We start from the raw sequence: 23,111 nt of genomic DNA on the forward strand, positions 1-23,111 counted from the left end.
TGTAGAAATGGTAATGCCAGGCGACAACTTGAAATTCAAAGTTGAGCTAATTAACCCAATCGCGATGGACGAAGGTTTACGCTTCGCAATCCGTGAAGGTGGCCGTACTGTTGGTGCTGGTGTTGTAGCTAAAATCATCGCTTAATAGCGAGATAAGATACAAAAGCATTTAAAAAGCACTCTTCGGAGTGCTTTTTTTGTGCCTGCAATTTGTATTTACAATATTTGTAGTATGGCCTTCAGGCCATGGAAACTATTGAACCTACCGCGGGGTTAAAACGCCCGCCTACAGGTTATGAAAATGATTCGACATATCGCGGGGTTAAAACGCCCGCCTACAGGTTATGGAAATGATTCGACATATCGCGGGGTTAAAACACCCGCCTACAGGTCATGGAAACTATTGAACATATCGCGGGGTTAAAACACCCGCCTACAGGCCATGGAAATGATTCGACATATCGCGGGGCTGTAGCATGGCCTTCAGGCCATGAAAACTATTGAACATATCGCGGGGCTAAAGCACCCGCCTACAGGTCATGGAAAGGATTGAACGTACTGCGGGGCTAACACACCCGCCTACAGATTAAGCGTATTTTTTCTGCCACACTTCGTTGGCCATTACATCTTCAGCTGATTCAATATGATCGAGCCAGGTTTTGCCAATAAGATGGTCATATTCATGTTGAAATATGCGTGCCACAAAACCTTCGAATAATCGTTTTACGGTATCGCCATTTTCAGCAAGATATTCAATTTCTATCCATGTAAAGCGTTTCACCTTACCCCTTAATCCAGGGACCGAAAGACATCCTTCCCAATCTTTATCCTGGGTTTCACTACTGGCAATCACTTTGGGATTTATCAGAGTTAACGGATCCATATGTGGAGCATCTGGATAACGGGCATTTGGGCGCGAAGCAATAATCATTATTGCGCGAGGATCAAATACTTGCGGCGCGGCAATGCCAATACCATTGGCATCTAACATGGTTTGTTTCAATGCTAAAAGGAACTGGGTCAGTTCGTCAGTTAATAAATCTGCAGTGGGCACTGCCACCGCGGGCGTTTTTAGGATTGTTTCACCAACTTGGGCAATCTTCATTTAGGGTCAACCTTACCCCAAACTGAATTGTTTTCTTCAGGTGTTATTTTCCCTTTGTTCGTTGGGTTTGCACCTTGACGAGGTTTATTTGTTTTTTGATATTTACTCTTCTTAACAACGGGGGTTGTTGACGTTTTTGCTGCATCTGGGCGATATTTAATCGTCATCCCTTTCAATAAATAGCGGACCACTTGATCGCCACTTTCTTTGTAATTCCGATGATCAGGCTTTCTAAACATCGCGCTAAGTTCACCTTTACTCAAGCGAAAGTTAGCCAGTTTTAATATTGTTAACATGTCTTCGTCACGATAACTCATGGCAATACGGATCTTACGCAGGATGTCGTTATTAGATAGGCGCTCACTACCTTTTAATACAACGGGTTCAACACCCTCTTGCTTACCACGTTTTTGAATAATTAGACCATCCAAGAAAAGACTGAGTATTTTATCTCGACAGAGCATAAATCCAGGCTCTTCCTCTTTTTTCATGAGCATCGATAAATAGTCTTTCTCCATTTCATAGTTTGCTAACTTGAAAATAGCGATAGTAGCAATGTCATCAAGACTGAGGGCAAAGCGTAGGCGGCGTAAAATATCGTTGTGGTTCATAAAAAGGGCCAATTTCTGTTAATTGCGGTTATTCTACCTTAAACCGATAAATAAATATCCTATGGGGAGTAATTTGCTTGCTATTGGGATGCTAGCTTTAATCCAACAAAAAACAGAATAGAATCATTTTTGAGTTTTTCAATAGGCTCTTAAAAAGCCTATTGGTTAATTCTCTTAGAGAAATAAAATTAAGTTGCGCATTTTTTGTCAGCTCAAGTATAGTAAATTAACTAACTGAAAAATAAGGCTTTGATTATGAATAAAACTAGCCAGACAGAGTTTCGATTTTTAGCTGAGCCGACAGATGTTAATTTTGGTGGGAAAGTGCATGGCGGAATGGTCATGAAATGGATCGATCAGGCATCCTATGCTTGTGCGGCGCAATGGAGTAAACATTATTGTGTCACCGTCTCCGCCAATGCCATTCGTTTTATTCAGCCTATTTTAGTCGGGCAAATGGTGACAATTACTGCCCGCATCGTCCATACTGGTAGAACGAGTATGCATATTTATGTGGTAGTAAGAGCATCAGACCCCAAGCAAGATGAAATCGTCGATACTAACCGGTGTTTTATTACTTTTATGGCCATAGATGAAAACGGTACACCCGTTGAAGTGCCGCATTTTTCGCCGCAAAGTAAAGAAGAAGAAATGTTAGAAAAAGTGGCTATTAGTGGTAAAGATTTTGCCAAAAAATTGGATAAACATTATCAACAAATGGTTGGTTGGTAGTAAAGAAAATAGTGGCCTTGCAGGCCACTATTGTAAATAGGTAGCGGTTGGCAGCACATAACTCGAGTTGCTGCCTAAATAAATGGGAGTTAACTTACCTTAGAAAGCATATTTCGCCGAGAATTGCAGTCGACTCATATCACCATCAGCACCGGTTTCAAGCTCACGTTTTGCGTAAGCGTACTCAGCACCAAAAGTAAGCTCCTTACTTGGAGAATACAAAATGTTGGCGCGAGCGCTGTAGGTTTCTTTTGTAGTAGATAAACCAGTCAAAGCTGTATCATTGTCAGCGCTAAACATGGAGTAGGTAAAGTTACTTCTCCATTGAGTATCCCAAATATGTCTGTAGGCAATACTAAAGCCCATTGAGTCAATGGCTTCTAGTTCGTTATCGGCATTCAAAACTGCACCATTGACTGCATTCAGAGCAATATAACGTCCTAAACCTTGTCCATAATTAGCTGCAATTCGAATATCGTCCTGACCTAAATTAAATTTAGCCGTCAAACTAATACCCGCACTGGTGGTTGAGGTATCAATATCGTTGCCACCCTGTTTGTCCACATAGGATAATTGACGCAGTAGACCCGCTACCGCAAAGTGCCCCCAATCTCCTTTAAAGGTATATCTTGCTGCTAAATCGGGTACGGGATTATCATCGGTAACAATCCGGGTTCCGCCACCAAAAGGGGAAACTGTGGTTTCTGGATTTTCTAATGAAACTTCAAAGTTGCCCGTGGAATATTTCACCATGACTTGTCGGATGAATATGGTGCCATCAGTAGAACCGATGAAATCTAAGGTTTCAGGGAGGGCTTTAACATCTAAAAAAGTAGTCCAAGTTTGGCCGATTAACCAATCATTATATTTGATAAACCCGTGTCGAATTCTTGGTTCATAAGAGTTACTGACACGTTCATTTCCATCTGGTGTTGCTTGGAAATCGAATTCCAGAACGCCGACAACTTTATCGCCACTATCAAGGTCTGTACTTGTGGTAAATCTAAACCGTGATTGCTTAACATGGGCATCGAATTGAGTTGATTCTTCTACGCCGCCTACTGGAGTTAGACTTGGTAGATAGAAATCTCTACCAATACTCCCCGAAGCTATTGTTCCATCACTATAACTACTGAACATGGCATCGGCTTTGAGGTAGCCACTAAATTTAACGTTGGTTTTATCTAAGAGGTTGGCATTGGTTGCAGTACCATACAAAGTGCCAAGTGCTAGCGTAATTGCTGCTGTAATTTTAGTTTTCATGACTTTTCCTAGTGCAGTTTAATGCTCAGTAAACTTTGCACTAAGATACACTTTTTACATATAAGCGGATGGTCTATCAGACTATAGTCGTATAGTCTAGAAACTGAGTTTTAGAAAAATAAAGAGGCTGCTTTGTATTAAGTAAGACCAAAGTCAGCTTCGGTAAGACCAAAGTCGCATTCCACTCTAAAATATTAAGGTTACAGTATGACCAGTTGCAAAAAATTGTGTTGGAGAACCCTATGACAGATTCATTATATCCGGTCCCAGAGACCGCCAAGCTAAATTCCCATTTAACCCCTGAATTGCATGCCAAGATGTATCAGCAATCAATCGAATCCCCAGATGAGTTCTGGAAAGAGCAAGCGGCAAACTTAGATTGGTTTACATTCCCAACTAAAATTAAAAATACTTCTTTTGCCAAAGATGATGTCAGTATTAAGTGGTTCGAAGATGGTGAGCTCAACGTAAGCTATAACTGTATCGATAGGCATTTGCCGGAGAAGGCCAATGATGTGGCTATCGTCTGGGAAGGCGACTCTCCAGATACCGACAGTAAAGTAACCTATCAAGAGTTGCATGACCAAGTTTGTCGCCTAGCGAATGGTATGAAAAAGCTTGGCATCCAAAAAGGCGATCGTGTAGCCCTTTATATGCCAATGGTACCAGAAGCGGCCGTAGCGATGTTGGCTTGTACGCGTATCGGTGCTATCCACTCAATTATTTTTGGTGGTTTTTCTCCCAATGCCATCGCAGATAGAATTAATGATTCTGATGCTAAGTTGATAATTACTGCTGATGAAGGCCGACGAGGTGGTAATTGTGTGCCACTTAAAGTCAATGTAGATGACGCCCTTAAAAATGATCGCTGCCCAAGTATTGAGAACGTTATCGTGTTCAAAAATACCGGTAACGAGGTTGCAGTAGGTGATAAAGATATTTGGTGGCACGAGTTAACCGCTAAGTGTGAACCTACTTGTGAGCCCGCTGCAATGAATGCAGAGGATCCTTTATTCATTTTGTATACCTCAGGCTCAACTGGCACACCGAAAGGCGTAGTGCACACTACAGGTGGCTATTTAGTCTATGCATCAATGACTCACAAATATGTTTTCGATTACCAAGATGGCGAAATTTATTGGTGTGCTGCCGATGTAGGCTGGATCACCGGTCATACTTACATCGTTTACGGACCACTTGCTAATGGTGCAACAACATTAATTTTCGAAGGTGTTCCAACCTACCCAGATGTTCGTCGTATCTGCCAGATAGTCGATAAACATGATGTTAATATTCTTTATACCGCACCAACCGCTATTCGTGCGCTTATGGCCCAGGGACAATTTGCCGCAGAGGGCACTACTGGTGATTCCCTGCGTTTGTTAGGTTCAGTGGGTGAGCCCATTAACCCTGAGGCGTGGACCTGGTATTACCAAACAATTGGTCGCAGTCGCTGCCAAATTGTTGATACTTGGTGGCAAACTGAAACCGGTGGCATCATGATGACGCCGTTACCTAGTGTTACAGCTCTGAAACCGGGTGCAGCATCGATTCCGTTCTTTGGTGTTCAACCTGCTTTGGTTGATGGCGAAGGCAATGAGTTAAGTGGCGCAACCGAAGGTAATTTAATTATTAAAGATAGCTGGCCGGCTCAAGCAAGAACGGTATATGGCGATCATGCTCGCTTCGTGCAAACTTATTTTAGCACCTACGAAAACACCTACTTTACTGGTGATGGTTGTCGTCGTGATGAAGATGGCTACTATTGGATTACTGGCCGTGTAGATGACGTATTGAATGTATCAGGCCACCGCCTTGGTACTGCCGAAATTGAAAGTGCATTGGTATCTCACGATGCTATTGCTGAAGCCGCTGTAGTGGGTTACCCCCATGATATTAAAGGCCAAGCTATATATGTTTATGTAACGCCTGTCTCTGGTGTGGAAGTGACTGATGAATTGACTGCTGAGATCCGTAAGTGGGTACGTACAGAGTTGAGTCCCATCGCAGTTCCCGATTTGATTCAGTGGACAAATGGCTTACCTAAGACACGTTCAGGTAAAATTATGCGCAGAATATTGCGTAAAATTGCAGCCAATGAATATGAACAATTAGGTGATACTTCAACATTAGCTGATCCTAGTGTGGTTGATAGCCTAATCGAACTAAGGTTAAACCGCTAAATAAGAAGTATTTAGCACTAATTAGTCGTTATCGAACAAGAAAGGGGCAATATTTGCCCCTTTCTTCGTTTAGTTAGAGATTTTTGGTTGATTTAAGGGTATTGTCCTGATTCAATTAGATCACTTTATAGACACGCTGATAACACTATGTTCACATTGCTAATTGCAGACGATCACCCTCTCTATCGAGATGCTTTGCGCTTCGCGCTAAATTTATCTGAACATCAATTAACGATTTTAGAAGCTAGTGACTTAACGCAAACCCTCGATACTATTCAAAATAACGACGTCGACTTACTGTTGTTAGACTTACATATGCCTGGCAGTAACGACTTATTTGGTTTGATCCATATTCGTAAACTTTACCCTGAATTACCCGTAGCTGTGGTATCTGGTTTAGAGGATAAAAACATTGTATCCAAAGTCATTAACACTGGGGCAATGGGCTTTATTCCCAAAACTACGGGCTCTGAAGATATTGCCAATGCTGTTGAAACCATTCTCGATGGTGATACTTGGGTACCTAAATCACTAGTCAATGAAATAGATGAAATGGACAGCGAGTTTGCTGCTTTAGCGGATAAAGTGTCTAGTTTGACTAATGCCCAATACAAAGTGTTATGTTTTATGCGAGATGGTTTGTTAAATAAACAAATCGGCTTTGAACTGGATATTGCAGAAGCGACGGTTAAGGCGCATGTAACAGCATTATTTAAGAAGCTTGGTATTAACAACCGTACCCAAGCCGTATTAATAGCCTCGCAACTAGAATTGACACCGCCATCTCCCGAGCTATGTCAAAAATAATGGCTTAGCTTTTGTTCCTTAGGATGCGGTTATTATGGTCTTCAATTTTTTGTGTCAATTGAATAACCGCGAAAATTAACTTAAATCCTATTACAATGGCCAGACTTACTGTTTTAGAGTGTTTCAATGTCTCCTAAATCTGCTTCTAAACGCATTTATACCGTTGATTTAATGCGTTTTCTAGCCATTGTCTTAATGGTTATTTTTCATTTTATTTATGATCTAAAATTTTTTGGTTGGGTGCCATCGACCATCCCTGATGGTGCCGGTTGGCGTGAATTTCGTTATGTAATTTTGACGTTGTTTTTCTTATGTGTGGGCTTCTCATTAGCAGCCGTCCACGCTTCAGGATTTAAACAAAAACATTTTATTAAGCGATTTATCCAGTTGTTATTGGCCTCTGGGGCTGTGACTATTTCATCGTTAATCATGGCTCCAAACAATTGGATTTTCTTTGGGGTTTTACATTTTATCGCTATAGCCAGCTTAATCGCTGTGCCATTTTCTCGATTTCCTAACCTCGCCTTGGGTCTTGGTCTCGTTATTATTCTCGCATTTAATTTGAACTGGGTGAGCAGTATCTGGCCATTTCAGCCTATTCGCCACTTGTTGCCTGGATACACCAATGATTATGTGGGGTTGTTTCCATGGACTGGCGTGGTTCTGATCGGCATTTGGTTAGCCTACCAAGGTTGGTTTTTACAAGACCCTGCGCACAGGTTTGCGCGCAGTAAAACGGTCTTATTTGCAAGTAAACACAGTTTAATTATCTACCTTATTCATCAACCCATTTTATTTGCGCTATTTGGCCTTATTGGGGTGATCTGGCAAGCCTAAAGCTATTCAGCAAAGCCCTTAATTTGGCTGGCTTAACGGGCTTGCTCAAGTAGCTAATATTTAGCTTTTTACATAAGTCGACAATCTCAGTTTGTTGATTGGCAGTGACTAAAACCGCATGTAAATTTTCACCATATTGGCTGCGTAAAGCTGAAATCACGTCGATTCCATTTACGTTGTTGGATAAGTGGTAATCCACCAAAATTACATCGGGTACCCGTGACTTTAATTTCTGTTTAGCTTGGGCAAGATCCAAGGCTGTAATGACATTCACGTTCCATTTATTCAATACGGTTTGCATTGCATCTAGGTTTTCATCTTTATCATCGATACAAAGTACCTGCATGTCTTTTAAACCCGTATTGTTTGTGGGTTTGTTTTCCGGTTGTTGTGAAAGAGCTTGTCCCAATGGAATATCAAAGCTAAAACAACTTCCTTTGTCTGGTGTAGAGCGAACGCTAACATTGATGTCGAGTTTACTCGACATGCGAGTGACAACACCCAAGCCTAAACCAACACCGTGCTGAGGGCTGCCATCGACTCGGTAAAAGTCGTTAAAAATTCTATTTTGTTCTGCTGCCGAAATACCAATTCCGGTATCCCAAACCTGAATAAGTACACGTCCTTGCCGTTTTCTGGCGCTCAGTAATATCTTGCCTTTTTTAGTGTATTTCACTGCATTTGACAGCAAGTTTTGTACAATACGGTACAGGTGAGTTTTATCAGTATTGACCCAATAGGCCGGAATTTGCGTGCGCAATTGCAACCCTTTTTGTTCAGCTTTCATGGCAAACTCGTCGATTAACGAGCTTAACAGTTTGGGCAGTAACACATCTTCCATAGTTAACTTCATTTCACCTTGGTCTAGACGAGCAATATCTAACAAGGTGGCAATAAGAGTTTCACTAGAGTTCACGCTATCGCTTAGTTTGTTGAGAATTTCTTTGGCTTCATGATCGACATCGATTTCACCTAACGCCGACAAATATAACTTAGCCGCATTCAAAGGTTGCAATACGTCATGACTGGCCAACGCAAGGAACCGTGTTTTACTGGCATTGGCGTCTTCCGCTGCTTTTCGCGCTTGGACAAGATCTTCTTCTAATTGCGCTCTGCGCTCTATTTCACTGCGCAGTTCGGCGTTAATGGCTTGGACTTCTTCGCCTCTTTTTTCAATTCGACGCTCTAGGTTTATTTTTGACTCTTCTAGGGCTTTTTGAATTTCTATATGGGCAGTAATGTCATTGAAACTAGTAACAAAACCACCACCAGGCAGAGGGTTTCCAACCATTTCTATCATTCTGCCGTCACTGCGTTGGCGAATAAATTTGTGCGGGTGGCCTGCTTTTAAATGGGCCACTCGCTTTTGAACCAGTGACTCAATCTCACCTACACCACATTCACCTCGTTGTGCGTTATAACGAACGAGATCTTCTATGGGAGTACCAACATTGACTAAATCAGCAGGGTAGTTGAATAACTCAAGATAGCGCCTATTCCATGCAACCATGTTAAGGTTTTTGTCTATTACACTGATCCCTTGATCTAAGCTTTCAATGGAGGTGAATAACGCGGTAGTGTTGAATTGAATTGCTTGTGTGGTGTCATCAAAAAAGTTGACCACTTCTTCAAAATCTAATTTTTTACCACCTAGCGCACTGTCAATCAGAGCTTTGGCACTTGAAGCACCCAATGCTCCCCCTAATGCCCGTTCACAATATTGCAGAAATTCGTGATCAGGAGATTGGTGGTCTTGCAGTTTTATTTTGGAGCGATTTTCAAAATCCTCCATTAAAATTTCCACTCTGGACTCTCCTAGAAAAGTTGATAATAGAGTGGAAAGATCGCCAATGGTGGCGGTTTTGCGCTGCTTTTTAGTTTCTTCGATATTCTCTTCTCGCGGCGAAACAAAAGCTTGAGACTGTATACGGTCAACTAATCTATCTTGAGCAAAGTGGGAAAACAGTAAGTAACAACTGGTATTGGCGATTAAACTAACCATTGCCGCCACACTAATCACTTCTGATTGTAATTGAGTGGTGTTAACTTCATTTAACATGGGAAACATCAGCCACATTACCCAAGTTATGAACCCTGCAAGTAAACCTGCATAAACGCCGTGGGCATGCCCTTTTTTCCAATACAGACCGCCCAAAATCGCAGGCAATAGTTGGATAACTAACGAAAATGCCACTAAACCAATAGAGAGCAATGAGCGACTACCGGTCATTTGTTGATGATAAAAATAGGCTAGGGCGATGAGTGAAGCAATAACTAACCGTCTGACTAATAAAATGGTTTTTGCATAATTAAACTGAGGGGCGTTATGGTTTTGACGAGACAGCATTTTCGGCAAAATCACGTCATTAGTTACCATGGTACTTAGGGTTAAAGTGGCGATAATAATCATTGCCATTGCCGCAGATAGGCCACCTACAAAAACTAAGATTTTAACAAATAGGGAGTCGGATAAGATCGCTAAACTCAATACGTAAGTATCCGGTTCTTGAGCTCCAATTAGAGTTTGTCCGGCAGCAGCAATAACTGGAATAACAGCGGCAGTTACGGCTAAATAAAGTGGGAACATAAAACGTGCCGTTTTAAGGTGAGACAGCTTTAAATTATCGACCACGGCCACGTGAAATTGTCGTGGTAAACAGATAATAGCTGCTGCAGACATTAGTGTTTGGGCAAAAAATGACAATGTACTGAATTGGGCAGTAGAGTTAAATTTCGATAATGCGTTACTAAATTCTTCGGGGTTTTCCACAACCGCCCAAAAATAAGCTAGGGAGGCGATAACGATTAATGCTATAAGCTTAATACTCGACTCAAATGCAATGGCTAACATCAAGCCCCGTCGGTACTCGGTTACATCTGAGTGCTGGGTTCCAAAATAAATGGCAAAAAACGCAATAAACACGGAGGCTATTAATACAATAACTTCACTGTGTTGTTGCTCGGTGATCAATTGAAAAGCAGAACCAATCGCTTTTAACTGCAGGGCCATATAGGGGATGGTTGCTAACAAAGCGATAAAAGTGACTAACAAGGCGACGGTTTGTCGCTTTCCGTATCGAGACGCGATGAAGTCTGCAATGGTCGTAATATTTTGCCGTTTACTGACTAATATCAACTTATAAATAAATCGATAACCAAACAGGTAAACCAGTATTGGGCCTAGTAAAATCGCAATATACTGCCACTGATTTCGAGACGCTTCACCTACCATGCCAAAGAATGTCCAAGCTGAACAATAAATTGCCAAAGCGAGTGAATAAACAATAGGATGAGAGGTGATAGCACGAGCCAAAGGCGTGTTTCTATCTCCCCATCTTGCCACCCAAAATAACCCTGTTAGATAAATTAAGGCTAATAAAACCCAACCCAATGTCATTTAATTCTGTACCTAAAACACTATCGATATTAGTAATTTAGCACACTTTCAGAAAATTAATTGTTGTACTACGACCATAGTCTCATTTCACTGCTACAGATACATGGATAGATTAGAAAACGTTCGGAATGGCATTCATTCCGATTTAATTATTGACAAGCTTTGGTCGGCATCAGTTTTTGCGTATGTGCCACTCCAAGGTTTATTGCCAGACTAAAAGCATGAGGAAATGAGCATGGCGTTTAAAACAGAAGAAGATAAAAAAGCCTATTGGCGAGATAACCTCTCGTTAATGCTAAAACTGCTGATTGTATGGTTTGTTGTATCGTTTGGATTCGGCATTCTGCTAGTTGATGTACTTAATGAAGTGAAATTTTTCGGCTTCAAACTTGGTTTCTGGTTCGCACAGCAAGGTGCAATTTACGTATTTGTGGCGTTGATTTTTGTCTACGTTCGTCAAATGAATGTTTTAGATAAACGCTATGGCGTAGACGAAGAGTAGGAGAACTCAGATGGACGTACAAATTTTAACTTTTATCATAGTTGGTGCCTCATTTTTACTATATATCGGCATTGCAGTTTGGGCCAGAGCGGGCTCAACAAATGAGTTTTACGTTGCCGGAGGCGGTGTACACCCTATCGCTAACGGAATGGCGACTGCCGCGGATTGGATGTCGGCTGCTTCGTTTATTTCTATGGCGGGTTTGATTTCCTTTATGGGATATGACGGAGCCGTTTATTTGCTAGGATGGACTGGTGGTTACGTGTTACTTGCCCTCTGCTTAGCCCCTTATCTGCGTAAGTTCGGTAAGTTTACGGTGCCAGATTTTATCGGTGATCGTTATTACTCTCAAACTGCTAGAACCGTAGCTGTAATCTGCGCCATTTTTGTCTGCTTTACATACGTAGCAGGCCAAATGCGTGGTGTTGGTGTGGTATTCAGTCGTTTCCTTGAAGTAGATATTGTTTCCGGTGTGGTTATCGGGATGGCAATTGTGTTCTTCTACACTGTTTTAGGTGGTATGAAAGGGATCACTTACACCCAAGTAGCACAGTACTGTGTACTTATTTTTGCTTACTTAGTGCCTACCATTTTTATATCAATGATAGTTACAGGTCATTTTTTACCGCAAACCGGGTTTGGTGCGACGCTCGCTGATGGTTCGGGGGTGTATATGCTAGACAAACTCGACGGCCTCTCAATCGAGTTGGGATTCAACGAATATACCTCGGGTACTAAGAGCATGATAGATGTGTTCTGTATAACAGCTGCCTTGATGGTAGGTACTGCTGGTTTACCACACGTAATCGTTCGTTTCTTTACCGTTCCTAAAGTGCGTGATGCTCGTTACAGCGCAGGTTGGGCGTTAGCATTTATCGCAATTTTATATACTACAGCACCTTCTTTAGCATCTTTTGGTCGCGTTAATATGATTGAAACCATTAATGGTACTGACCAAATGGGAACCAATTATAGTGAAGCTCCAAGTTGGATCACTAATTGGGAGAAAACAGGGCTAATTAAGTGGGACGATAAAAACAACGACGGTAAAATGTTTTACTCTGGCGATGAGCGCAATGAAATGGACGTAGACCGTGACATCATGGTAATGGCGAATCCTGAAATTGCTAACTTACCAGCTTGGGTGATTGCATTAGTGGCTGCCGGTGGTGTTGCTGCCGCACTGTCTACGTCTGCAGGCTTACTGTTGGTAATATCGACATCGGTTTCCCACGATTTATTAAAACGAAACTTGATGCCGAATATTACAGATAGAAAAGAACTCTTCTATGCGCGTTTAGCGGCAGGTGTTGCCATTTGTATTGCGGGGTACTTCGGGATCAACCCACCCGGATTCGTGGCTCAGGTGGTCGCCTTCGCGTTCGGACTCGCGGCATCATCCTTCTTCCCTGCTATTATTATGGGAATATTCATGAAGCGTATGAATGACAAAGGCGCTATTGCAGGCATGTTGGCGGGGATTACATTTACCACTGCTTACATTATTTACTTTAAGTTTGTGAATCCTGCGGCAAATGTTCCGGAAAACTGGTTATTTGAAATTTCGCCTGAAGGAATCGGTACTATAGGTATGTTGGTTAACTTCGCAGTTGCGTTAGTAGTGTTGAAATTCACTGGTGACTCGCCTGAAGAGATTCAGCAACTTGTTGAAGATATCCGTTATCCGAAAGGAGCAGGTGAAGCCTCTGCTCACTAGGTAAAACGGGTTATACTTTAGAATCAAAAGCCCGATTTCAATCGGGCTTTTTTATTTGAATTTCAATCACGAATTAGATCCATAGTAGGAGAATAAAGTGACTAGCATTCCGCAACAATCGCTGGATTTTTTAAAAGCTTCTGCTCCTTTTGACCAACTACCAAGTGAAAAAATAATGGCGTTGGCAAAGCATATTACTGTTGCCTATTTAACCGCCGAAAATGCTGCGCAGATATTAGCAGATAGGAATAATAATCTGTTCCTAATTAGCAGTGGTCAATTTACGGTTAAAGATTCCAATGAAGTAGAGCAAAACCTGAGTGAGGGAGATTTTTTTGGGGTTGGTAATTTACTCAATAAATTAAACCATGCAATTGATATTACCGTGGATAGTGCAGGCTTGTTGTATTGTTTACCCGCTGCGCAATTCGATATTTTATGTAATGAAAATCCAGCAGTGGCAAAGTTTTTTGAAACTTACCATTCAGATCAACTATACAATGATGCCGTAGCCGATTCGAAGTCCATGTGGTTATATAAACCTATTCGTGAAGTCATCTCTGATAGGGTCATCAGCAGTGACACTGATGCGTCGATATTGCATGCAACTCAGCAAATGTCCGAGGCCAGTATTTCTTCATTGTTAATTACCGATGATGACAAATTGGTAGGTATCTTAACTGATAGAGATATCAGGAATAGAGTAGTTGCAAAAGAAGTGGGTGTTCACTTACCTGTCTCTGACGTAATGACCGTCAACCCTTTTAAAATCACCGAAAATAGAACACTTTTTGATGCGCTTTGCATGATGACTGAACACAATATTCATCACCTCCCGGTGATTGATCGCATAACCCATGCGCCGTTGGGAATGTTAACTTCCAGCGATATGATTCGCCATCAGCGAGGCAATATTCTATTTTTAATCGATGAATTAGCAAAAGCCAAAAACCTATATGAGCTCACTCGTCTGAGCTGGCAGTTACCCCATTATTTTGCCAAGCACGCTAAACGTTTAGGGGATTTTGACGTAGCAGGGAAGGTGTTATCCCAAGCTACAGATATTATGACTCGCAAACTACTTACTTTCTTTCAGCAGCAAAATGGCAACCCTCCTATTGAGTTTTGTTGGCTTGTTTATGGTTCTCAAGCCCGTGAAGATCAAAACATGGGTTCAGATCAAGATAATGCATTACTACTAGAGCGGCGGCCTAATCAACAGGAAGATGAGTATTTTGCGCAGATGTCACAGTATGTATGTGAAGGCTTAGGCAAATGTGGCATTAAGTTATGTGATGGCAATATTATGGCGTCAAACCCTGAGTTACGGCTCAGCGTTGAAGAAGCCGTGAAAGAATCCGAAAAGTGGGTGAATGAGCCTACCTTAGAAGCTATTTTACATTTTAATATCTTTTTGGATGTGCGCGCTGTTGCCGGCAATAAAGACTTATTTGCGGCTCTTCAAGCGGCCCGAAAACCCTTATTAAAACAGCCTTTGTTTCTCTCTGCTTTGGCTCGGCATGCTGCAGAAGTGGCGGTGCCCTTATCGGTATTTCAACAATTTGTGTTCCAAAAAGGCCATCAACCGGAAGATTGTATCGACTTAAAGGTCAATGCTATTGCCATTATTAATAACCTAGTGCGAATTTATGCGTTGGCAAAAGGCTTAGAAATGCCATCAACCTTAGGGCGACTGGATAACCTTAAAGAGGGTTCCCAATTAACCGAAAGTGACGGGAATGATTTACGCGACATTTGGTTGTTTTTAAATCGATTACGTTGGCGTCACCAGTTACAAAATAATGTGACCAATAATTTTGTTTCCATCAGTGATTTATCTTCCATACAGCGTCATCAATTGAAAGCCGCGTTTAAAACCATTAAGCGCAGCCAACAAGGAGTGTCAATGAAGTTTGCTGGTGGTTAAGTGCTCTATTTCCAATGGTTACTGAAACGTGTGCACAAGGCACAATTGTCGACAAAATAGGATTAGCAATCGATGTGGCAAACACTGAAAAATTGGTTCTTACCAAAATTCACTATTCCAGAACACTTTCGACATATGCCTTGGCAGCAAATTCCATTTCTGGCCATTGACCTCGAGCTAACCTCGCTAGACGCAAAAGAGTCCAATATTTTATCTGTGGGCTGGGTGGAAGGTAGGCAGAGTAGCATTGCTTTGCAGAGCTGTTATTACAAGGTTATTGCAACCAAGGCATCCCTAAATCAAAGTCCAGTGATCCACGGTTTGTTGGATGAGCATATTGCCCAAGGAGAGCCAGTAAAAGTCGCGTTAGAAAAGCTCAAACACTACGCTCAATCCCACGTTTGGGTGTTTCACAATACCAATTTAGATATGTCAGTGTTAAACAAAGTGTTTATAAAACTAGGGATCCCACTGCCGGACATAGTCACTTTAGATACATTGCAAATTGCTCTCTACCAAATTCGTAAATCAGAGAGTGTGCCAGCGCCAAATGCAGCAACACTCACCTCTTGTCGACAGCGTCATAATTTACCGCTGGCACCGGCCCACAACGCATTAGATGATGCGTTGGCCACCATGGAATTGTTATTTGCCCAGTTAAGCCAGTTAGATAGTAAGGGCAAAGAGCCGTTATCAGCATTAACCGGAACCGGTGCATTAAAAGTCTTTAAAGGCACCGCATCCACTCTGTAGCATGGCCTTTAGGCCATGGAATGTTTGACCATCTGCGGGGCTAAAGCACCCGCCTACAGGCATCTTGTAGTATGGCCTTCAGGCCATAGAATATTTAACCATCTGCGGGGCTAAAGCACCCGCCTACAGGGGAGGTCGAACACTCGCGGGGCTAAAGCACCCGCCTACAGGCACCTTGTAGCATGGCCTTCAGGCCATGGAATAATCTACCATCTGCGAGGCTAAAGCACCCGCCTACAATGCTTTTTTGGTGGGCATCACTATGTTGGCGAAAATTAATCCTGCCACTAATGACATCAGAATCAAAAATGTTTCCTGACCGATATGGTCGGCCTTGATAAAATCCTGTCCGGAGATAAATGAGTTCAACCCTATATAGGTTTTTGAACCTGGTACCAACACAATCAGACCATGCATAGCGACTATGGTGGAAGGAGCATTCATGACTCTTGAAAATAGGTTTGAAAATACCCCTAACGCAAATGCGCCAACAAAAGCACCTAAGCCGTTTTCCAAATAGGCTGAACTCCATGTTGAAGCGCCGTAAGCGATAAAGGTTGATACAACAGCCCAGGGAACATGTTTTAAACGAGTGCGAAATATGGCAACAAGACCAATACTTAATAACAGCACACCCATCCAGTTAACCCAGAAGGGCAGGGTGTCGGCGACTTGTAACTCTTGTTGACCGAATAGTTGGTAGCCAAGGGTAATACCGATAAATGCGCCAAAATACAATTTGAACAATTGCATAATAGCGTCCATGACCCTTGCGGTACCTGATACCAAATTACGTGACGATAACTCAGCAAGCCCAATGGTTAAGGATAAACCAGGTACTAAAATAATTAACGACGATAGAATAATCAGCCAAATATTCAGTCCCGATTCAAAATAATAATTTATAGTGCAGGCGGCAAAACCAACGGTAAAGGACGCCACCGATTCCAGCATTAGGTTGACTCGCTTAGAGCGTAGTGACCAGAGTGTCCAAAAATAAACAATGACTCCTAAAACACCAGACCAGAAAATTTCAGGCCAACCTGCGCCCATTAGCATGGCAAATGCACTGGTTGAGGTGCCAAAAGCTACACCAGTAAGGGTTTTATTGTAGGGACTTTGCATCGCATCAATTTGATCCAAACGTTTATCGGCATCAGCAAGGCTGATTTCACCCTTTAATAATTGATACGCCAATTCATCTGTCAGGGATAACGAGTTCATATCCAATTCACCGGGTTCAATCCGAGCGGCATGGTTATATTCATCTTCGTGTCGGTCGCTCCACAAGACAATCGATAAAGAGGTGGGTGTGGAAATGAACGAAGAATTTACACCTAGGTACGCAGCAACTTCACACAGGTAGGCTTCAAGTCGAAATGAAGGTGAGCCATATTTGTGCAACATTTTGCCTAATTTGAGTATAAATCTGCGTATCTGAATAAATTCCGACTTGTCCACTGCTTTGCCACTTAATGTTTAGAATTCTATGAAGTCTCAGTTAAAACCAATTTGCCACTAGCGTTTGCTAGTTGACTACTATTTGATGAGCGGATTGTAGAGCCTACAAAGTTTCTACGCAATGAACATTTATTGTACTCTTCGGATTAGTAAAACTAATGAATATTTAACCCACTAAACTTACAAAATAGGTAAACAGAGTAAAATTAAAGTGGCTATCCAAAGGGTTTCCAATAAGAGTAACAATATGGGTTTAGTGCCGACTTCAACTAACTGTTTTAAATTAGATTTCATGCCAATAGCGGCAATCGACACTACTAAAGCGAAGCGCGAAATATGGGATGTTGCTTCTGTTAGGCTAGGAGGAATAGAAAACACGCTGTTTATCACCATTAGCACAACAAAAATAATCAGAAACCCCGGAATACCTGGAGCTTTATTCGTCCCCACGTGTTTTAATTTTAATTTCAAAACCAGTAGAATTGAAATAACTACCGGCATCAAAAATGCGACACGAACTAGCTTAGTCAGCGTGGCTAAGTCACCACTTTCGTCCGACACTGAGTAACCAGCACCAACTACTTGAGCGACATCATGAATAGTCGCTCCTAGAAAAATCCCTGTATGTACCTGATCTAAATTAAGTTGAGCAGCAAAAATAGGGTAGAGGATCATGGATAAAGTAGACAGTGCGGTTACACCAATGATGGTCAATAATGTGTCACGATCTTTGTGTTTACTCTCTGGCAATACAGCGGCAATTGCCATTGCTGCTGATGCGCCACAAATACCAACTGCTCCGCCTGTCAGTACGCCAAAGCGCTTTTGCATTCCTAATAATTTTGCCAAAACAATGCCCACCAAAATTGTGGTTGCTATGGCGACAACTAACAGTAATGCGGTTTTCCAGCCTAAAGCTACTAAGTCGCCAAAAGCAATACGGAAACCCAACAGGGCAACACCAATACGTAGTATGTGGGTGGCGGTGAATTCTATGCCAGCTTTACACTGTGATTCTTCGTATAAAAAAGATAAAGCAATACCAAGTAGTAACGCAAAGAGCATTGATGGTGCGCCATAATGTTCACTTAGGAATAGCGCTGCTAAACCAACAATGGTGGCGAGCATAATACCGGGAAGCAGAGATTTAATTTTATACATGGGCAGAATATAAGTTGGTTAAGTGTGAACAAGATAAACGGGTTTTAATCATGTGACCTTCAATAATGTCGCTGTCATTTAGACTGCCTTAAACTTGCCATTATTTCGATTAACGAAGCAAATCATAACATATTGTGTGCTAAGACTCTTAGTCTGAATCCACTGGTGTTTTATGTATTGAGCTTACTTACCATTGGCAGTTTAATCTTTGTTAATATCAACGATTTTTATGCAGACCAATAGCCCCTAAAAAGCGACGAAATAGGTGGCTAAAATCCGCTTATGTACTATGGTTAAGTTAGGTTTTAGGAGTTGTGTATGAAACTGTTTTTAATGATATGTAGTACGATATTTTGTTTAGCGGGATGTCAAAGCACGACCAATCAAGTAACAATTGATTCTCGCCACCTATTAAATGACGATACTTTTCCAGATTACCAATCAATTGAGATTGAAAGCGAAGAGGAAATTTTTTCGTTAAATCAAGAAGCAAAAGATTTCATTACTGAACAAGTTGCTAGCGTCAAAGATCCCGTTGATAGGATGGAAACTCTAGTACGCCTTATTTTCGACCGTTCCGAGTTTAATCTTCTGTATATGGGCAGTGCAAACACCGTCGCCAGCGAAACTTTCCAGCGTCGAGCGGCTAATTGTTTATCGATGTCTATTATGACCTATGCATTGGCTAAAGAAGCTGGCTTTTCGGTTCGTTTCCAAGATGTTCAAATCCCTGAGTACTGGACTCGACGTGCAGGTTATAGCTTGCTTAATGGCCACATCAATCTGATGATCATGCCTCGTGAACCGGGAGTCATACATTTAATTAATACCGGCTTACAAGTTGATTTTGATCCTCAAAGTCCGCAGAAACACTTTCCTAAACGAATAGTGACTAAACGCTCCGTCACATCTATGTTTTACAACAATAAAGGGGCTGATGCGTTACTTTCTGCGTCTTACAGTAAAGCTTATGCGTACTTTAAAAAAGCGGCCGTTTTGTCTCCAGACTTTGTTTCTACTTGGATTAATTTAGGTATTCTTTATCGTTTGGTAGGTGATTATGAATCTGCTGAAAACACCTATAAGTATGCCCTTCAATTAGATGACGATAACCTTACCGGTTGGGAAAATTTGGCGTTTTTATATGAGACCGTTGGGCGAGGGGATGAAGCAGCAGCGATCACCAGTAGAATCGAAAACGCTAGAAGTGATAACCCTTTTCATCACTTCATTCAAGGCGAGCAATCTTTTGAAAATAAAGAATTTGAAGATGCCTTACAACACTATCGAAACGCTTTAAAATTGGATAGAAGTAAACATGAAATATATTTCGGTTTAGCAAAAGTTTATTATGAGTTAGGGGACGTACGTCGCAGTCAATTGTATTTTAAGAAAGCTAAAGATCGCGCGCGTAGTTATCAGGATCAAGAACGTTACCAAGGAAAGTTGGATTTACTCAGTCGTGATGATAGTAAAAAACATTAAATTAATCGCAAGCTTAAGCTTGCTATGGCCACTAATTAGTTATGCAGGTTGCAACCAATTTGAACTTTACAACAATATTGATAGGGAACGTTTATGGGAAGACTTTAGCTACTTAGCCTCTGATAATATGCAAGGTCGTAAAAACCAGTCTTCTGGCTCTTTATTGGCTCAGGAGTTCTTAATTTCACGATTTTCAGAAATAGGCTTAAAGTCATTTACACAAGAGCAAAAGTATCGCTTACCGTTTCGCTATGAAACCACCTTCTCCCATGTTGATGGTGTGAATATTGGTGGCTATTTAATGGGTAAAACTTATCCTCAGCAATTTATTGTCATAACGGCTCATTACGATCACCTAGGCATGCGTGGAAACAAAATTTTCAATGGTGCAGATGATAACGCATCTGGAGTTGCAGGTTTGTTGGCGATAGCGCAGAAAATTGCACAACAAGGCGCGGAGCATTCAATCATCTTTTTGGCTACCGATGCCGAAGAAAAAGGCTTGTATGGCTCTAGAGCTTTTGTAGAAAATCCCCCGGTTGAACTGAGCCAGATTAAATATAACCTGAATTTGGATATGATTTCTCAAAGTCAAGGAAAAAGCCGTTTGTATGTATCAGGAGCAAGATACTATTTGCCGTTTAAAGAAGTGATTGCCCAAGCAACGGATGAGGCAGGTTTGTGCTTAGTTAATCAACACCGAAGAAATCGTCGAGGATCAGCAATGGCGTTTGGGCCGGATTGGCGCAAAGCCAGTGACCACGCGTCTTTTGGGAAAGTGGATATTCCTTATCTATTTGTTGGTGTGGGTGAACACATTTATTACCATACTGAAAAAGATACGGTTGAAACCGTGGATCCTGATTTTTTCCAAGCTGCGGTAGAGACAAGTTTTAACATTTTAAAATTAATGGATAAATTAACCGAATAATTCAGCGTATAAAAAAAGCACTTAGTCTATACAGAGTAAGTGCTTTTTGTCTTGTGAGTCGTAACTAAGATAGGTTTATCGCTTTTAAGCGACACCAAGTTCCCGTAAACGCTCCTTCAAGTAGCTATCAGCAGTATGGCGTTCGGATAAAACCACATCAGGGCGAGGGTGCAAAAATAACGGCAGTGAAATACGTGATTTAGTCATATCCGCACCTGCTGGGTTGACCACTCTGTGAGTAGTTGATGGAAAATAGCCACCAGAGGCTTCTTGCAGCATATCGCCGATATTGATGATTAAGTTACCAAAATCACTTGGTACATCTATCCATTCTTCGCCTGTGCCTTTAACCTGCAAGCCAGGCTCATTGGCAGCGGGTAAAATGGTTAATAAATTAATATCTTCATGGGCAGCAGCGCGGATTGCATCGGCTTCTTCATCACCTGTCAGCGGTGGATAATGTAAAATTCTAAGTAAGGTTTGCTCACTGTCTTTTATCATATTACTAAGTGGCTGGCTGTATAGTTTTGCCACATCTGCAGGTGAGTACTTTTCAACCCAAGTGAGCAGTTCTGCGGCTAAATTCATGGCAGCCTGGTAGTAGTTTGCGGCCTCTTGCTTCAATTGGGCAGGGCACTTCCCCCAAGGGTAATAATGGAAATACTCTTTGATGTCTTTTTTCTTAAAACCCTTTGCTGTTTCAGAAACACTGGTTGGGAAAAAACCGTCTTGGGTTTCTTTGTCGAACAAAAAGTTTTGTTTATCTTCGGAATCAAACCAAGCTTGCCAATTCTGGTAAATAGAGCTCACTGAAGATTGCGATATAGGGTGGTTCTTTAAAACGCCAAACCCAGTTTTGTGCAAGGATTCAACAAATAATTTGTCCGCTCCTGGCTTGGTATAATCTACTGCTTCTAATTTCATAATATTTCCTGTGAATTGCAGCTCTTACTTAATTTGCTGCAAACTTTATATATTTTTCTGGCGTTCTTATGGGTTAAAGTGCAACGAAAAGGCCGGCCAGGGCGGCACTCATTAAGTTAGATAACGTCGCTGCGATAACCGCTTTTAATCCTAAACGAGCAATTTCTTTACGACGGGTTGGCGCAAGTGCACCTATGCCGCCCATCAAAATCGCGATGGAAGAAAAGTTGGCAAATCCGCACAATGCAAAAGTGATAATTGCTTGTGATTTAATCGACAATTCATCCTGATATTTAACAAAATCTAAATAAGCGATAAATTCGTTAACCACCATTTTCTGACCAATAAAGCTTCCCGCCAAATTCGCCTCGTCCCATGACACTCCTAATACCCATGCCAAAGGTTGGAATAAATAGCCTAATATCACTTGTAAGCTTAGATTACCTTGACCAAACCATCCGCCAATGCCACCAATTAAGCCGTTTAAAATAGCAATTAGTGCGATAAAAGCTAATAACATCGCACCAACGTTAAGGGCTAACTGTAAACCTGAAGCAGCCCCTGTTGCTGCGGCGTCAAATACGTTAGCGTAGCTATCGTCGTCATTCTGCAATTCGTCTAATTCATTTTTGTAGGTTTCGGTTTCTGGCATAATAATTTTAGCCATCAGTAAACCGCCAGGAGCAGCCATAAAACTCGCGGCTAGCAAAAATTTAATATCCACTCCTAATTGGGCATAACCCACCATTACCGCACCTGCAATGGAGGCTAAACCGCCGACCATGATGGCGAATAGTTCGGAACGGGTCATCTGTGGAATGAAAGGTTTGACAACCAGAGGAGCTTCAGTCTGACCAACAAAAATATTCGCCGCGGCAGACATGGATTCTGGTCGACTTGTTTTTAAGAAAAACTGCAAAAAACCACCGATTAAGCGGATAATCCACTGCATCACACCGATGTAATACAAAACCGCAATCAGTGATGAGAAGAAAACAATAGCGGGTAAAACGTTAAAGGCAAAAATAAAACCTAATGACTTATTGCCAAGGGGACCAAAGATAAAGTCAATCCCCGCTTGCCCCATATCTAATACCCATTGCACACCGGCAGACATTTTTAGCAACGCATCTTTGCCAGCAGGGACATACAGAATTAACGCCCCTACTACTGCTTGTATAGTAAAAGCACCGCCAACTGTTCGCCAGTTGATGCTTTTTCGGTGGGCCGACAAGCCATAGGCTATGGCGATTAGCACCACAATTCCAAGTAAACCGATCATGGGATTTCCTTTTATTATTATTTTTTTTTAGTT

General features: G+C 41.7%; 18 protein-coding genes and 1 pseudogene. 11 read left to right on the top strand and 8 right to left on the bottom strand.

The annotated features are described in order from the left end of the window. Positions 1-145, top strand: a pseudogene (tuf, locus tag ABJV04_RS00065) (elongation factor Tu); the annotation flags it as partial. 441 nt (positions 146-586) lie between these two features. Here tuf and def read toward each other — a convergent pair. Both def and ABJV04_RS00075 read right to left on the bottom strand, forming a co-directional pair. Then, positions 587-1,105: a peptide deformylase gene (def, locus tag ABJV04_RS00070; RefSeq protein ID WP_348489065.1), complete on the bottom strand. Its 519-nt coding sequence runs from the start codon at positions 1,103-1,105 to the stop codon at positions 587-589. Beyond that, on the bottom strand, positions 1,102-1,716 hold the full coding sequence (locus ABJV04_RS00075) for a DUF1456 family protein (RefSeq protein ID WP_348489066.1): 615 nt from the start codon (positions 1,714-1,716) through the stop codon (positions 1,102-1,104). The genes def and ABJV04_RS00075 overlap by 4 nt, the downstream gene beginning before the upstream one ends. Positions 1,717-1,971: 255 nt before the next feature. On the opposite strand from ABJV04_RS00075, the gene ABJV04_RS00080 reads away from it, so the two are divergent. Continuing rightward, complete coding sequence (locus ABJV04_RS00080) at positions 1,972-2,448, top strand: acyl-CoA thioesterase (RefSeq protein ID WP_348489067.1); 477 nt, start codon at positions 1,972-1,974, stop codon at positions 2,446-2,448. A gap of 99 nt (positions 2,449-2,547) precedes the next feature. On the opposite strand, the gene ABJV04_RS00085 is transcribed toward ABJV04_RS00080, so the two are convergent. Continuing rightward, entirely contained in the window at positions 2,548-3,711 is a 1,164-nt protein-coding gene (locus ABJV04_RS00085; protein WP_348489068.1) for a DcaP family trimeric outer membrane transporter, read from the bottom strand. Between the two features lie 242 nt (positions 3,712-3,953). Between ABJV04_RS00085 and acs the strand changes: the two genes are divergently transcribed. The 3 genes from acs to ABJV04_RS00100 all read left to right on the top strand — a co-directional run bounded on the left by acs (position 3,954) and on the right by ABJV04_RS00100 (position 7,538). Continuing rightward, positions 3,954-5,894, top strand: coding sequence for an acetate--CoA ligase (gene acs / locus ABJV04_RS00090; RefSeq protein ID WP_348489069.1), 1,941 nt, complete (start codon positions 3,954-3,956; stop codon positions 5,892-5,894). A 147-nt stretch (positions 5,895-6,041) separates the two neighbouring features. Further along, positions 6,042-6,701 carry a response regulator transcription factor gene (locus tag ABJV04_RS00095; RefSeq protein ID WP_348489070.1) on the top strand — a complete coding sequence of 220 codons (660 nt, stop codon included), beginning with the start codon at positions 6,042-6,044 and terminating at the stop codon, positions 6,699-6,701. Between the two features lie 126 nt (positions 6,702-6,827). Further along, positions 6,828-7,538 carry a heparan-alpha-glucosaminide N-acetyltransferase gene (locus ABJV04_RS00100; RefSeq protein ID WP_348489071.1) on the top strand — a complete coding sequence of 237 codons (711 nt, stop codon included), beginning with the start codon at positions 6,828-6,830 and terminating at the stop codon, positions 7,536-7,538. Here ABJV04_RS00100 and ABJV04_RS00105 read toward each other — a convergent pair. Further along, positions 7,513-10,935: a PAS domain-containing hybrid sensor histidine kinase/response regulator gene (locus tag ABJV04_RS00105; protein ID WP_348489072.1), complete on the bottom strand. Its 3,423-nt coding sequence runs from the start codon at positions 10,933-10,935 to the stop codon at positions 7,513-7,515. The two genes, ABJV04_RS00100 and ABJV04_RS00105, sit on opposite strands and share 26 nt — an antisense overlap. A gap of 235 nt (positions 10,936-11,170) precedes the next feature. Here ABJV04_RS00105 and ABJV04_RS00110 point away from each other — a divergent pair, with 235 nt between their 5' ends. From ABJV04_RS00110 to ABJV04_RS00125, 4 genes are all read left to right on the top strand, one after another. Further along, on the top strand, positions 11,171-11,437 hold the full coding sequence (locus ABJV04_RS00110; RefSeq protein ID WP_348489073.1) for a DUF4212 domain-containing protein: 267 nt from the start codon (positions 11,171-11,173) through the stop codon (positions 11,435-11,437). Positions 11,438-11,447: 10 nt separating this feature from the next. Beyond that, a complete protein-coding gene (locus tag ABJV04_RS00115; RefSeq protein WP_348489074.1) occupies positions 11,448-13,154 on the top strand; it encodes a sodium:solute symporter family protein in 1,707 nt (568 codons plus the stop codon). 97 nt (positions 13,155-13,251) lie between these two features. Further along, positions 13,252-15,081 carry a putative nucleotidyltransferase substrate binding domain-containing protein gene (locus tag ABJV04_RS00120; RefSeq protein ID WP_348489075.1) on the top strand — a complete coding sequence of 610 codons (1,830 nt, stop codon included), beginning with the start codon at positions 13,252-13,254 and terminating at the stop codon, positions 15,079-15,081. A gap of 72 nt (positions 15,082-15,153) precedes the next feature. Then, entirely contained in the window at positions 15,154-15,834 is a 681-nt protein-coding gene (locus ABJV04_RS00125) for a 3'-5' exonuclease (RefSeq protein WP_348489076.1), read from the top strand. Between the two features lie 234 nt (positions 15,835-16,068). Here the strand turns inward: ABJV04_RS00125 and ABJV04_RS00130 are convergent, their stop codons facing one another. Continuing rightward, positions 16,069-17,295, bottom strand: a complete 1,227-nt coding sequence (locus tag ABJV04_RS00130) for a threonine/serine exporter family protein (RefSeq protein WP_348489077.1) — start codon at positions 17,293-17,295, stop codon at positions 16,069-16,071. A gap of 180 nt (positions 17,296-17,475) precedes the next feature. Then, positions 17,476-18,456: a putative sulfate exporter family transporter gene (locus tag ABJV04_RS00135; protein WP_348489078.1), complete on the bottom strand. Its 981-nt coding sequence runs from the start codon at positions 18,454-18,456 to the stop codon at positions 17,476-17,478. A 318-nt stretch (positions 18,457-18,774) separates the two neighbouring features. On the opposite strand from ABJV04_RS00135, the gene ABJV04_RS00140 reads away from it, so the two are divergent. Beyond that, positions 18,775-19,941, top strand: coding sequence for a tetratricopeptide repeat protein (locus tag ABJV04_RS00140; RefSeq protein WP_348489079.1), 1,167 nt, complete (start codon positions 18,775-18,777; stop codon positions 19,939-19,941). Next, complete coding sequence (locus ABJV04_RS00145) at positions 19,922-20,872, top strand: M20/M25/M40 family metallo-hydrolase (protein WP_348489300.1); 951 nt, start codon at positions 19,922-19,924, stop codon at positions 20,870-20,872. Before ABJV04_RS00140 ends, ABJV04_RS00145 begins: the two co-directional genes overlap by 20 nt. Positions 20,873-20,956: 84 nt before the next feature. On the opposite strand, the gene ABJV04_RS00150 is transcribed toward ABJV04_RS00145, so the two are convergent. Continuing rightward, on the bottom strand, positions 20,957-21,796 hold the full coding sequence (locus tag ABJV04_RS00150; protein ID WP_348489080.1) for a 2OG-Fe(II) oxygenase family protein: 840 nt from the start codon (positions 21,794-21,796) through the stop codon (positions 20,957-20,959). Positions 21,797-21,869: 73 nt separating this feature from the next. Beyond that, positions 21,870-23,078 (bottom strand): NupC/NupG family nucleoside CNT transporter, encoded by a 1,209-nt coding sequence (locus ABJV04_RS00155; protein ID WP_348489081.1) that lies wholly within the window; start codon positions 23,076-23,078, stop codon positions 21,870-21,872. Positions 23,079-23,111: the final 33 nt, after the last annotated feature.

Origin of the sequence: Aliiglaciecola sp., from assembly GCF_039982535.1 — a bacterium.
Taxonomy (GTDB): Bacteria; Pseudomonadota; Gammaproteobacteria; order Enterobacterales; family Alteromonadaceae; genus Aliiglaciecola.

Bases quoted from the DNA above. Each gene is read 5' to 3' on its own strand.
- def (WP_348489065.1), bottom strand. From the start codon at position 1,105: ATGAAGATTGCCCAAGTTGGTGAAACAATCCTAAAAACGCCCGCGGTG.
- ABJV04_RS00075 (WP_348489066.1), bottom strand. From the start codon at position 1,716: ATGAACCACAACGATATTTTACGCCGCCTACGCTTTGCCCTCAGTCTT.
- ABJV04_RS00080 (WP_348489067.1), top strand. From the start codon at position 1,972: ATGAATAAAACTAGCCAGACAGAGTTTCGATTTTTAGCTGAGCCGACA.
- ABJV04_RS00085 (WP_348489068.1), bottom strand. From the start codon at position 3,711: ATGAAAACTAAAATTACAGCAGCAATTACGCTAGCACTTGGCACTTTG.
- acs (WP_348489069.1), top strand. From the start codon at position 3,954: ATGACAGATTCATTATATCCGGTCCCAGAGACCGCCAAGCTAAATTCC.
- ABJV04_RS00095 (WP_348489070.1), top strand. From the start codon at position 6,042: ATGTTCACATTGCTAATTGCAGACGATCACCCTCTCTATCGAGATGCT.
- ABJV04_RS00100 (WP_348489071.1), top strand. From the start codon at position 6,828: ATGTCTCCTAAATCTGCTTCTAAACGCATTTATACCGTTGATTTAATG.
- ABJV04_RS00105 (WP_348489072.1), bottom strand. From the start codon at position 10,935: ATGACATTGGGTTGGGTTTTATTAGCCTTAATTTATCTAACAGGGTTA.
- ABJV04_RS00110 (WP_348489073.1), top strand. From the start codon at position 11,171: ATGGCGTTTAAAACAGAAGAAGATAAAAAAGCCTATTGGCGAGATAAC.
- ABJV04_RS00115 (WP_348489074.1), top strand. From the start codon at position 11,448: ATGGACGTACAAATTTTAACTTTTATCATAGTTGGTGCCTCATTTTTA.
- ABJV04_RS00125 (WP_348489076.1), top strand. From the start codon at position 15,154: ATGTGGCAAACACTGAAAAATTGGTTCTTACCAAAATTCACTATTCCA.
- ABJV04_RS00135 (WP_348489078.1), bottom strand. From the start codon at position 18,456: ATGTATAAAATTAAATCTCTGCTTCCCGGTATTATGCTCGCCACCATT.
- ABJV04_RS00140 (WP_348489079.1), top strand. From the start codon at position 18,775: ATGAAACTGTTTTTAATGATATGTAGTACGATATTTTGTTTAGCGGGA.
- ABJV04_RS00145 (WP_348489300.1), top strand. From the start codon at position 19,922: ATGATAGTAAAAAACATTAAATTAATCGCAAGCTTAAGCTTGCTATGG.
- ABJV04_RS00150 (WP_348489080.1), bottom strand. From the start codon at position 21,796: ATGAAATTAGAAGCAGTAGATTATACCAAGCCAGGAGCGGACAAATTA.
- ABJV04_RS00155 (WP_348489081.1), bottom strand. From the start codon at position 23,078: ATGATCGGTTTACTTGGAATTGTGGTGCTAATCGCCATAGCCTATGGC.